The 10,965-nt window shown below is 70.2% G+C and carries 12 protein-coding genes; 7 read left to right on the forward strand and 5 right to left on the reverse strand.

Annotated features, from left to right (window positions below):
* The 4 genes from VLI41_RS01790 to VLI41_RS01805 form a co-directional block, all read right to left on the reverse strand.
* On the reverse strand, nt 1-352 hold a 352-nt coding region (locus VLI41_RS01790; protein ID WP_325266340.1), incomplete at its 3' end, for a hypothetical protein.
* Entirely contained in the window at nt 349-867 is a 519-nt protein-coding gene (locus tag VLI41_RS01795) for a sigma-70 family RNA polymerase sigma factor (protein WP_325266341.1), read from the reverse strand. The genes VLI41_RS01790 and VLI41_RS01795, both read right to left, overlap by 4 nt.
* Before the next feature lie 139 nt (nt 868-1,006).
* A complete protein-coding gene (locus VLI41_RS01800; RefSeq protein WP_325266342.1) occupies nt 1,007-1,462 on the reverse strand; it encodes a cupin domain-containing protein in 456 nt (151 codons plus the stop codon).
* Between the two features lie 13 nt (nt 1,463-1,475).
* On the reverse strand, nt 1,476-1,700 hold the full coding sequence (locus VLI41_RS01805) for a hypothetical protein (RefSeq protein WP_325266343.1): 225 nt from the start codon (nt 1,698-1,700) through the stop codon (nt 1,476-1,478).
* Nucleotides 1,701-1,859: 159 nt separating this feature from the next.
* Here VLI41_RS01805 and VLI41_RS01810 point away from each other — a divergent pair, with 159 nt between their 5' ends.
* The 6 genes from VLI41_RS01810 (at nt 1,860) to VLI41_RS01835 (ending at nt 9,551) form a co-directional block, all read left to right on the forward strand.
* A complete protein-coding gene (locus VLI41_RS01810; protein ID WP_325266344.1) occupies nt 1,860-2,372 on the forward strand; it encodes a GFA family protein in 513 nt (170 codons plus the stop codon).
* Nucleotides 2,373-2,539: 167 nt separating this feature from the next.
* Nucleotides 2,540-5,833, forward strand: coding sequence for a carbamoyl-phosphate synthase large subunit (gene carB, locus VLI41_RS01815; protein WP_325266345.1), 3,294 nt, complete (start codon nt 2,540-2,542; stop codon nt 5,831-5,833).
* 237 nt (nt 5,834-6,070) lie between these two features.
* Nucleotides 6,071-6,241 (forward strand): hypothetical protein, encoded by a 171-nt coding sequence (locus VLI41_RS01820; RefSeq protein WP_325266346.1) that lies wholly within the window; start codon nt 6,071-6,073, stop codon nt 6,239-6,241.
* A gap of 217 nt (nt 6,242-6,458) precedes the next feature.
* On the forward strand, nt 6,459-7,247 hold the full coding sequence (locus VLI41_RS01825) for a glucose 1-dehydrogenase (protein ID WP_325266347.1): 789 nt from the start codon (nt 6,459-6,461) through the stop codon (nt 7,245-7,247).
* 155 nt (nt 7,248-7,402) lie between these two features.
* The gene (gene greA, locus VLI41_RS01830) at nt 7,403-7,876 is read left to right on the forward strand and encodes a transcription elongation factor GreA (RefSeq protein ID WP_325266348.1); all 474 of its coding nucleotides are present in this window, start codon (nt 7,403-7,405) and stop codon (nt 7,874-7,876) included.
* A 148-nt stretch (nt 7,877-8,024) separates the two neighbouring features.
* Nucleotides 8,025-9,551: a calcium-binding protein gene (locus VLI41_RS01835; RefSeq protein ID WP_325266349.1), complete on the forward strand. Its 1,527-nt coding sequence runs from the start codon at nt 8,025-8,027 to the stop codon at nt 9,549-9,551.
* A 58-nt stretch (nt 9,552-9,609) separates the two neighbouring features.
* On the opposite strand, the gene VLI41_RS01840 is transcribed toward VLI41_RS01835, so the two are convergent.
* Nucleotides 9,610-9,828, reverse strand: coding sequence for a hypothetical protein (locus VLI41_RS01840; protein ID WP_325266350.1), 219 nt, complete (start codon nt 9,826-9,828; stop codon nt 9,610-9,612).
* 34 nt (nt 9,829-9,862) lie between these two features.
* On the opposite strand from VLI41_RS01840, the gene trxB reads away from it, so the two are divergent.
* Nucleotides 9,863-10,876 (forward strand): thioredoxin-disulfide reductase, encoded by a 1,014-nt coding sequence (gene trxB, locus VLI41_RS01845; protein WP_325266351.1) that lies wholly within the window; start codon nt 9,863-9,865, stop codon nt 10,874-10,876.
* Nucleotides 10,877-10,965: the final 89 nt, after the last annotated feature.

Below are 10,965 nucleotides of genomic sequence, written 5' to 3' on the forward strand. Positions count from 1 at the left end.
GCGTCTGCACCAGCACCGGCGGCCGGTTGGCCAGGAAGATGGCGACCGCCAGGCTGGCCGCGGCCACCCCGAGGGCGCCTGCGGTCATGCCGCGCCAGAAGCGGAGCGCGCGGTTGTCGTTGGCCGGCAGCGCGCGCGCGATGCGCTCCCAGGCTCCCGGCGGCGGCGCAACCTCGGGGACGCCATCGAGCAGCGGCGAGAGCCGCTCGCGCCAGCCTGCGACCAGGGCGGCGAAGGCCGGATCGCGCGCAACACGGGCCTCGGCGGCGGCACGCTCGGGACCGGAGAGCACGCCCAGCGCATGCTCCGCGGCCAGCGCTTCGATGTCGGAAAGTTCGGGCCCCTCGCTCATCGCTCCAGGCACCCTTTGAGCCGGGCGAGGCCGCGGCGGATCCAGCTCTTCACCGTGCCCAGCGGCGCATCCATCCGGCGGGCCAGGGCCTCGTAGGTCAAGCCTTCGAAAAAGGCGGTGCGGATCGCCGTCTCGGTGCGCTTGTCGAGCTCGGAAAGGCAGGCGCCGAGGCGCCCGGAGTCATCGGCCGCGGAGAGCAGGGCCTCGGCGCCGAGAGCGCCTTCGTCGGCGATCTCGAGTCCCTCCACCGGCTCGGCGCGGGCGAGCGGACCGCGGGCGCGCAAGCGGTCGATCGCCCGGTTGCGGGCGATGGCCGAAAGCCAGGTCATGACGCTGGCGCGGGCCTCGTCGAAGCGGTCCGCCCGGCGCCAGACGGTGAGATAGACTTCCTGCAGCACGTCCTGGGCGTCCTCCCGGTCGGAGAGGATACGCAAGGCGACGCCGAAAAGCTTCGCGGAGGTCGCCTGGTAGAGCTGGCGCAGCGCTTCGCGGTCACCGGCTGCGATGCGCGCCATCAAGGGCGCGAGGGCGTCGGCGGCAGCAGCTGGGGCCAAGGTCGTCCCGTCCCGATCCGAGCGGCCAAGCTGCCCTGCGCCGGCGTGGTTCGCAAGGGCCGCCCGGCTGGGCGGATGGCGCCGAGCGCGCGACTGACGCCTACGGCGCCTGCCGGACGACGTTGGAGACGCCGGGCGGCGTCTGGTCGAGCGCGATCAGGCGCGCGGGGCCATCGCCGAGGGCCTCGGCCTTGTGCCACTGGTCGACCGGATCGAGGCTCATGTCGCCGGCCTTCAGCTCATAGGTCTGGCCGGTCACCAGATTGATCACCCTCACGCGGCCGGCGAGCACGTAGACATAGCGCGGGTAGGGATGCTTGTGCGGCGCGATCTGGCCGTGCGGCGGCACGGTGGTCTCCGAAACCGTCGCCTGCACGGGGCCCGGCGGCAGCACGATGGGCTGCCCGGCGCTGGTGGCCGAGAGCGTCTTGAGCGTAGTGGTGACGGGCTTGGGCGGGGCCTGGGCGGCCGCCGCGCCGGCCAACGCCACGGCGCCCGCGAGAATGGCGATCGTCTGGCGAGCGTGGCGTGATGCGGGCCGCTGCGGAAGCCGCATCGCCGACCGGCGCTCAGGCCGCCTTGCGCTTGATCTGCCGCTTGGCGGCGCGCTTGGCCTGGGCGGCGGCGAGCCGGCGCGCGCGGCGCTCGGCGGCGGCCTCTTCGAGGGGCGGGATAAGTTCGGCGGCGGCGGCCTGCTGCTTCTCGTCGCCGGCCTCCTTCAGGCGCCGCGCATTGGCCAGCAGGTTGATCACGTCCTCATCGCTCATGGTGGGGATCTTTTCGATGAGGGTCATGGGGTCTCCTCGGATGTCGTTCGCGGCTGCCCGCGCCGCCTCATTAGCTATATGGCTGGGCGGCGATTTGGTTGCGGCGGAACCCGGGTTTTTGCGCAGGCCGACCTGGCCCATGCCGCGGAACTTGGTAGGTTTTCCGGCCAGTCCAGGGAGGGCCGAATGGCGAAGACGCCGGCGAAGGCTGCGCCCGAGAAGCGCTCGGCGGTGCAGGCGCAGGCGGCCTGCGCCTGCGGCGCGGTGCGGCTGGAGATCGACGTGCCCGCGGTCTGGGCCTGGCACGACCACTCGGCGGCGAGCCGACAGGCCCAAGGCGGCGCCTATGCGACCTGGGTCGGCAGCTGGAAGAGCCGCTTCCGCATCCTGCAAGGCGAGGCGGACATCACCCGTTGGGAAGATCCCGAGCGCAAGACGATCCGCAGCTTCTGCGCGCGCTGCGGCACGCCCTTGGCCTACGAGCGGGCGCGCGCCCCGAACATCGTCAACATTCCCCGCGGCATCTTCCGCAGCCGCACCGGCCGCGAGCCGCGCTACCACATGTATCTGGATCAGCAGGCGGACTGGACCTGGACCGGCGAAGCGCTGGCGCCGCTGAAGGGCTATCCCGGGGTGATGCGCGAGCGGCCCCGCAAGAAAGCGCGGACGCTCGAGCCCCCGATCGATGAGTTCATCTGACCGCAGGTAGCCGTCCTTCATCGAGGAGGAGGGGTCCCGATGTCCACGGGACGAGGCGGCGCTTGCGCAGGCGAGAGTCGCCCTCTAAGGGGACCGCTTAACCTGCAGTTCTGACCGGCAGCGGGCGCGTCCATTCTTGCGCGGCCGCCGCTTCGCGCGCGAGAGCCATGCCCAGACGCACCGACATCGCCTCGATCCTGATCATCGGCGCGGGGCCGATCGTGATCGGTCAGGCGTGCGAGTTCGACTATTCCGGGGTGCAGGCCTGCAAGGCGCTGCGGGCCGAGGGCTACCGGATCGTGCTGGTGAACTCCAATCCGGCGACGATCATGACCGATCCGAACCTCGCCGACGCCACCTACATCGAGCCGATCACGCCGGAGATGGTCGCCAAGATCATCGAGAAGGAGCGGCCCGATGCGCTGTTGCCGACCATGGGCGGTCAGACCGCGCTGAACACCGCGCTGGCGCTCGAGCAGATGGGCGTGCTGAGAAAGTTCAATGTTGAAATGATTGGCGCGCGGGCCGAGGTGATCGACAAGGCCGAGGACCGTCAGAAATTCAGGAACGCGATGGATTCCATCGGGCTGGAGAGCCCGAAGTCCAAGGCCGCCCATACGCTGGCGGAGGCCGAGGCGGCGCTGGAGTTCGTCGGCCTGCCGGCGATCATCCGGCCCTCGTTCACGCTGGCCGGCACCGGCGGCGGCATCGCCTACAACGTCGAGGAGTTCCGCGAGATCGTCGAGCGGGGTCTCGACCTGTCGCCGACCACCGAGGTGCTGATCGAGGAAAGCGTGCTGGGCTGGAAGGAGTACGAGATGGAGGTGGTCCGCGACCGGGCGGACAACTGCATCATCGTCTGCTCGATCGAGAACGTGGACCCGATGGGGGTGCATACGGGCGACTCGATCACCGTGGCCCCGGCGCTGACGCTGACCGACAAGGAATACCAGCGGATGCGCAGCGCCTCGATCCAGGTGCTGCGCGAGATCGGCGTCGAGACCGGCGGCTCCAACGTGCAGTTCGCGGTCAATCCCGCCGACGGGCGCATGGTGGTGATCGAGATGAACCCGCGCGTCAGCCGCTCCTCGGCGCTGGCCTCGAAGGCGACGGGGTTCCCGATCGCCAAGGTCGCAGCCCGGCTGGCCGTCGGCTACACGCTGGACGAACTGATGAACGACATCACCGGGGCCACGCCCGCCTCGTTCGAGCCGTCGATCGACTACGTGGTCACCAAGATCCCGCGCTTCGCCTTCGAGAAATATCCGGGCGCCGAGCCGGTGCTCTCCACGTCCATGAAGTCGGTGGGCGAGGTGATGGCGATCGGCCGGACCTTCGCCGAGAGCCTGCAGAAGGCGCTGCGCGGACTGGAGACGGGCTTGACCGGCCTCGACGAGGTGGTGATCGAACCCGACGACGAGGATGATGCCCCGCACACCGCCATCCTGCGCCAGCTCGGCAAGCCCACGCCGGACCGACTCAGGGTCATCGCCCAGGCGTTCCGCGAGGGGCTGACCTGCGACGAGATCCACGCCGTCTGCGCCTACGAGCCCTGGTTCCTGCGGCAGATCGAGGCGCTGGTGAAGGAGGAGGCCGGCATTCGCGAGGCGGGCCTGCCGACCCACGCCGCGCAATTTCGCCGGCTGAAGGCGCTGGGCTTCTCCGACGCCAGGCTGGCCCGCCTCACCCGCACCACCGAGGCGGAGGTGCGCGAGCAGCGCCGCGGCCTCGGCGTGCGGCCGGTGTTCAAGCGCATCGACACCTGCGCCGGCGAGTTCCGCGCCGAGACGCCCTACATGTACTCGACCTATGAATCAGGCGCGCTCGGGCAGATCCCCGACGACGAGAGCGAGCCCTCGGACCGGCGGAAGGCGATCATCCTGGGCGGGGGGCCGAACCGCATCGGCCAGGGAATCGAGTTCGACTACTGCTGCTGCCATGCGGCCTTCGCGCTCGACGAGATCGGCGTCGAGTCGATCATGGTCAACTGCAACCCCGAGACCGTCTCGACGGACTACGACACCTCGGACCGCCTCTACTTCGAGCCGCTGACCGCCGAGGATGTGCTCGAGCTGATCGAGGTGGAGCGCAGCCGCGGCGAGCTGATGGGCGTGATCGTGCAGTTCGGCGGCCAGACGCCGCTGAAGCTCGCCAAGCCGCTGGAGGACGCCGGCGTGCCGATCCTCGGCACCTCGCCCGACGCCATCGACCTGGCCGAGGACCGTGAGCGATTCCAGAAGCTGCTGCAGCGGCTGAAGATCGCCCAGCCGGTGAACGCCATCGCGCGTTCGCCCGAGGAGGCGTTCGCGGCCGCCCACGAGGTGGGTTACCCGGTGGTCATCCGGCCTTCCTACGTGCTGGGCGGGCGGGCGATGGAGATCGTCCGCGACGACGAGCAGCTCGACCGCTACATCCGCACCGCCGTGCAGGTCTCGGGCGACAGCCCCGTGCTGATCGACCAGTACCTCTCGCGCGCCACCGAGGTGGACGTGGACGCGCTCAGCGACGGCGAGACGGTGTTCGTGGCCGGCGTCCTGGAGCACATCGAGGAGGCGGGCGTGCATTCCGGCGATTCCGCCTGCTCCCTGCCCCCCTTCTCGCTGAAGGCCGAGACCATCGAGGCGCTCAAGCGGCAGACCGAGGCCATGGCCCGGGCGCTCGAGGTGCGTGGGCTGATGAACGTGCAGTTCGCCATCGAGGAGCCGCACAGCGAGAGCCCGCGGATCTTCGTCCTCGAGGTCAACCCGCGCGCCAGCCGCACGGTGCCGTTCGTGGCCAAGACGGTGGGCGCGCCGATCGCCGCGATCGCCGCCAAGGTGATGGCGGGAAAGCGCCTGGCGGACTTCGGGCTGAGGGCGGCGCCCTACGACCACATCGCGGTGAAAGAGGCTGTGTTCCCGTTCGCCCGGTTCGCCGGCGTTGACACCGTGCTGGGCCCGGAGATGCGCTCGACCGGCGAGGTCATGGGCCTGGACTGGATCCGCCCCGGCGAGACGGCGGCGCCGGCGTTCGCGCGCGCCTTCGCCAAGAGCCAGCTCGGCGGCGGGGTGAACCTGCCGGCCCACGGCTGCGTCTTCGTCTCGGTGAAGGACGCCGACAAGGCCTGGATCCTGGAGCCCACCCGCACGCTCGCCGAGCACGGCTTCCGGATCCTGGCGACCGCCGGGACCGCGAAGTTCCTGGCCGAACAGGGGATCGGGGTCGAGCCGGTGAAGAAGGTGCTGGAAGGCCGGCCCCACATCGTCGATGCGATGAAGAACGGCGAGGTGCAGCTGGTCTTCAACACCACCGAGGGCAAGCAGTCGCTGGTCGACAGCTTCGAGATCCGCCGCTCGGCCCTGATGATGAAGATCCCCTACTTCACCACCACCGCCGGCGCGCTGGCCGCGGCCCAGGCGATCGTGGTCACCGCCCAGGCGCCGCTGGAGGTGCGACCGCTGCAGAGCTACGCCCCGGCGTGACGCGCCGCGACGGGGCCGGCGGCGGCCGAGGGATGTGTGACCACCGGCAGGCCGCGGCTCGGTTGACCGGCGTTCGGCGGAGGCGCACCATCGTGGCATCGCCTGACTGATGCAGGCGGCGAGAAGGGCGCGCTCCGGCGGCCCGAGACAGAGCGGCCGGAACGGCGTCGTCGCGGCGCCTGTCGCAGTTCGGCGGGGGACCTGTCGGTCCTCCCTGTAGGATTGCGAGGAAGCCTGATGTCGACCGAGCAACATGGTGAAGTTCATCACCACCGTAAGCGTAACACCGCGCTGCGCGTCGAGAACATGATTCAGCTGCTCATGGTGATCGCCGCGGCCATCCTGGCCGTCGGCCTGATCTATGGCGTAGTGAGCACCGGCTCGACCGCGCCGGCCTGGATGCGCTAGGGCCGCAGGGCCTCAGCATTTGAGGGCGCGCGTGGGGCCGAGGTTCCCGCGGCGCCCTGACGGATTTTGGGGGCGCTCGCCGGGTCCCGTCCCGGCGCGAGGGGGCTTGCGTGCCGCCCGACGCTCCCGTCCTGCTCCCTCCGATTGACGTCGGGTCGCGCTGGCGAGGCCGGCCGCCCTGCGCTAGGCCATGGCCCAGCCCAGGGGAGGACGAGCCATGGCGGGTCGAGTGGAAGGCAAGGTCGCGCTGGTCACCGGCGGGGCGAGCGGCATCGGCCGCGGCTGCGCGGAGCGCCTCGCCCAGGAAGGCGCGGCGGTGGTGATCAGCGATCTGCAGGACCTGAAGGGCGAGGAGACCGCGGCCGCCATCGTCAAGGCCGGCGGCAAGGCGCGCTACCTGCATCACGACGTCACCGACGAGGCGGCCTGGCAGGGCGTCATCGGCGACATCCGCAGCCAGGAGGGCCGGCTCGACATCCTGGTGAACAACGCCGGCATCGGCCTCGGCGGCTCGATCTTCGAGATGAGCCTGGCCGACTTCAAGCGCCAGCAGGCGGTGAACGTCGACGGCGTGTTCCTGGGCGTCAAGCATGCGATCCCGCTGATGCGCCAGGGCGGCGGCGGCAGCGTGGTCAACATGAGCTCGGTGGCCGGCCTGAAGGGCGCGCCGACGCTGGCGGCCTATTGCGCGACCAAGGGGGCGGTGCGGCTGTTCACCAAGGCGGTGGCGATGGAGTGCGCGCTCGCCAAGGACGGGGTGCGGGTGAACTCGGTGCATCCGGGCATCATCGAGACGCCGATCTGGCTGACCGTGGCGCCGCAGGGCGGAGCGGCCGGGAGCAACGCCCCGCCGGACCTGGACGCCATGAGCCAGGTGGCCGTGCCGCTGGGCGTCAAGGGCTATCCGCTCGACATCGCCAACGGCGTCCTGTGGCTGGCCTCGGAGGAGAGCCGCTACGTGACCGGCGCCGAGCTGGTGATCGACGGCGGGCTTTCGGTCCGCTGAGCTCGGTGCGCTGCCGCACGCAAATTATGCCGGCCGGACTGGCGCGATCCCCTTGAGTTTTGCGGCGCACAATTCTATCTTCGCCGCCCCCGGACGCCTGCGCCCGCGGCCGGACGTTTGAGAACCACCAGGGCGAGACCCGAGTCATCACCTCCATGGAAAAAGTGCCGATGACCGCCGAGGGCTACAGGGCCCTCGACGAAGAGCTGAAGCGTTTGAAGACGGTGGAGCGGCCGGCGGTGATCGGACAGATCGCCGAAGCCCGGACGCATGGCGACCTTTCGGAGAACGCCGAGTACCACGCCGCCAAAGAGCGCCAGGGCTGGATCGAGGGCCGCATCGCCGAGATCGAGGACCGGATGGCGCGCGCCCAGGTGATCGACGTCTCCAAGCTCTCCGGCGCGCAGGTGAAGTTCGGGGCCACGGTGTCGCTGGTCGACGAGGACACCGAGGAGGAGGCCCGCTATCAGATCGTGGGCGAGCACGAAGCCGACGTGAAGCAGGGCCGCGTCTCGATCAGCTCGCCGCTGGCGCGCGCCATGATCGGCAAGGAGACCGGCGATGTCGTGGAGGTGAACACCCCTGGCGGCGTGAAGGCGTATGAGATCACCAAGGTGGAATGGGCCTGACCGGCCGCCCTTCACAGTAGATCCCGGGTAAGTCCTGGCGCGCGAGCCTGATTGCGGCGCGGGAGCAGCGCGCGCGCGGCGCGGCGCAAGGAATTTGCAACCTCCGTGGGTCATCATCCCCGCACGTCGTCAAAGTGGGGATTGATCTGTGTCGAATTTCTTCTGGGATTCCCTGACCGCCAGCCAGGCGGCTGTATTCACGAGCAGCGATCGACTGTTCTTCCCGATCGGAAGCGGTTCGGAGGTCACGGTCCTCTTCAATCCGTTCACGACAACCACCCCGGCGACGATCACCATCAGCGCCTTCGGGCTCAGCGAGACGTTTCCCGACACGGGCGGCGCGGGCGCGATCCGCGGCTTCGCCGACACCGATTTCCTGCAGACCGGCTCGATGCTGTTCATCGGCACCACCGGCAATGACATCCAGTCGGGCACGGCCGCGGCCGACGGGCTCTTCGGGGGCGCCGGCGACGACACCCTGAGCGGGCTGGACGACAACGACCTGCTGCAGGGCAATCAGGGGAACGACCACCTGGACGGCGGCCTCGGCGGCGACGTGATCTTCGGGGGCCAGGGCGACGACACCATCCTGGTGGGCGCCGGCGCGAATTTCGCGCAGGGCAACCTCGGGAACGACACCATCGTCGGCGCCGGCACGAGCGACCTGCTGCTCGGCGGCCAGGGCGACGACAGCATCGACGCGAGCGCGGCGACCAACGCCTTCATGCTGGGCAATCTCGGCGACGACACCATCATGGGCGGGGCGGGAAGCGACACGCTGCAGGGCCAGGACGGCGACGACGTGCTGAACGGCGGGATCGGCGGCTCCGACAGCCTCGACGGCGGCGCCGGCAATGACGTGCTGGTCTTCCAGGCCGGCGGCGTGATCTCCGGCGGCGACGGCGACGACGACATCACCGGGGTCGGCACCACCGCCTCGGCGACAGTGGATGGCGGCGCGGGCAACGACGACATCAGCATCGCCGGTCCCGGCTCGGTGACCGGCGGCGTCGGCGACGACGACATCATCGCCGGAACCGCCAACGTCACGGTGAGCGGCGGCGACGGGAACGACACCATCGCCACCGGCGGCGGGACCGACAATCTCGACGGCGGCGCCGGCAACGACCAGATCGCCTTCGGGGGCGGCGGCGTGGTGCTGGGCGGCGACGGCGACGACACCATCGACGGCTCGGCTTCGACCACCTCGACGTCGATCGACGGCGGCGCCGGCAACGACATGATCACCGGCACGAGCGCGGCGGACACCATCACCGGCGGCGCCGGCGACGACACCATCGCCGCCGGCCAGGGCCGCGATATCATCACCGGCGGCGGCGGCAACGACGAGTTCGCCTTCGCGCAGGGCGACACCACGCCGTCCGGCGGCCTCTGGGACGTGATCACCGACTGGCAGAGCGGCGACAAGCTGCATTTCGCGGGCGCGGCGGTGACGGCGAACACCTACACCGAGACGATCACCGCCAGCGATGCGCAGAGCGCCCTCACCAACGCCACCGCCGAGATCACCTCGGGGGCGCACGACGTGGTGGCCATCCAGGTGGGCGGCGACGTGCTGGTGTTCGTCGACAGCGCCGACAACAACACCGTGGGTGACGCCGTCGTGCTGGTCGGCAAGAGCCTCGCCGACATCGACCCGACCAACTTCGTCTGACCGGGGCAGGGCTGCGGGTTCAGGGCCGCTCCCCGGAGCGGCCCTTTCGCCATGACGGCTAATGCAGCGCCGCGACCTCGAAGGCGTCGTCCGGCAAGGCGCGGCGGCCTGCGGCGCGGGTCTTCAGGCCGGCGACCAGTCCGAGCGCCGCCCCGGCGCCGAGGCCGGCCAGGGCCCCTGCCGCGAGGAGGCGCATCCCCAGGCCCAGGGCCACGCCGACGCCCAGGGCGGCGCCGACGCCGGCCCACAGGCCCATGTTCTTCATCGGCTCGTCCATCGCACCGCTCCAGAATCGCGCCTACATTACGGAGATGGCCGAAGATCGTTCCGACCCCCGCCTCGTTCGCTGCCTGATCGTCGGATCGGGGCCGGCGGGCTACACCGCCGCCATCTACGCCGCCCGCGCCCTGCTCGAGCCCGTCTTGATCCAGGGGATCCAGCCGGGCGGCCAGCTCACCATCACCACCGACGTGGAGAACTATCCAGGCTTCGCCGAGGTCATCCAGGGTCCCTGGCTGATGGAGCAGCTGCAGGCCCAGGCGGAGCACGTCGGCACGGAGGTGGTCACCGACATCGTGGCCGAAGCGGACCTCTCGCAGCGGCCCTTCCGGCTGACCTGCGACTCCGGCCAGGTCTGGCTCGCCGAGACCCTGATCATCGCCACCGGCGCCCAGGCGAAGTGGCTCGGGATCGCCTCGGAGCAGAAGTTCCAGGGCTTCGGCGTCTCGGCCTGCGCCACCTGCGACGGCTTCTTCTACCGCGGCAAGGAGGTCGTGGTGGTCGGCGGAGGGAACACGGCCGTGGAGGAGGCCCTGTTCCTCACCCACTTCGCCTCCAAGGTCACGGTGGCGCACCGGCGCGACGAGTTCCGCGCCGAGCGCATCCTGCAGGAGCGCCTGTTCGCCAATCCCAAGATCGAGGTGATCTGGAACAGCGCCGTCGAGGAGGTGAAGGGAGGCTCCGATCCGCTCGGCGTCACCGGCGTGGTGCTGAAGGACGTCAACACCGGGGCCCTCAGCGAGGTCGCCTGCGACGGCCTGTTCGTCGCCATCGGCCACGCGCCGTCGTCGGAGCTGTTCAAGGGGCAGCTGGAGATGGACGCGTCCGGCTACCTCAAGGTGAAAGCCGGGACAGCGTCGACGGCGATCGAGGGGGTCTATGCCGCCGGCGACGTGACCGACGACGTCTATCGCCAGGCGGTGACCGCCGCCGGCATGGGCTGCATGGCGGCGCTCGAGGCGGCGCGCCTCTTGGCCGAGGAAGACCACGCCCGCGCCCACCACCCGATCAGCCACCACGAGGCCGAAAAAATCGGGGTTTGGTGAGCCCCGCCAGTGGCTTAGTTCACAATTTCGCCTAAGCCGCGCGCGCTACTCGCAACTTCCGACGCCCCCCAATGGTTGGGGCGGCGAAG

It is taken from the genome of Phenylobacterium sp., from assembly GCF_035475775.1.
Lineage (GTDB): Bacteria > Pseudomonadota > Alphaproteobacteria > Caulobacterales > Caulobacteraceae > Phenylobacterium.

What these genes read in the sequence shown, in the direction of transcription:
- trxB (WP_325266351.1), top strand. Translation starts at nt 9,863, where the DNA reads ATGGCCGAAGATCGTTCCGACCCCCGCCTCGTTCGCTGCCTGATCGTC.
- VLI41_RS01805 (WP_325266343.1), bottom strand. Translation starts at nt 1,700, where the DNA reads ATGACCCTCATCGAAAAGATCCCCACCATGAGCGATGAGGACGTGATC.
- VLI41_RS01820 (WP_325266346.1), top strand. Translation starts at nt 6,071, where the DNA reads ATGTCGACCGAGCAACATGGTGAAGTTCATCACCACCGTAAGCGTAAC.
- greA (WP_325266348.1), top strand. Translation starts at nt 7,403, where the DNA reads ATGGAAAAAGTGCCGATGACCGCCGAGGGCTACAGGGCCCTCGACGAA.
- VLI41_RS01795 (WP_325266341.1), bottom strand. Translation starts at nt 867, where the DNA reads ATGGCGCGCATCGCAGCCGGTGACCGCGAAGCGCTGCGCCAGCTCTAC.
- carB (WP_325266345.1), top strand. Translation starts at nt 2,540, where the DNA reads ATGCCCAGACGCACCGACATCGCCTCGATCCTGATCATCGGCGCGGGG.
- VLI41_RS01825 (WP_325266347.1), top strand. Translation starts at nt 6,459, where the DNA reads ATGGCGGGTCGAGTGGAAGGCAAGGTCGCGCTGGTCACCGGCGGGGCG.
- VLI41_RS01810 (WP_325266344.1), top strand. Translation starts at nt 1,860, where the DNA reads ATGGCGAAGACGCCGGCGAAGGCTGCGCCCGAGAAGCGCTCGGCGGTG.
- VLI41_RS01840 (WP_325266350.1), bottom strand. Translation starts at nt 9,828, where the DNA reads ATGGACGAGCCGATGAAGAACATGGGCCTGTGGGCCGGCGTCGGCGCC.
- VLI41_RS01800 (WP_325266342.1), bottom strand. Translation starts at nt 1,462, where the DNA reads ATGCGGCTTCCGCAGCGGCCCGCATCACGCCACGCTCGCCAGACGATC.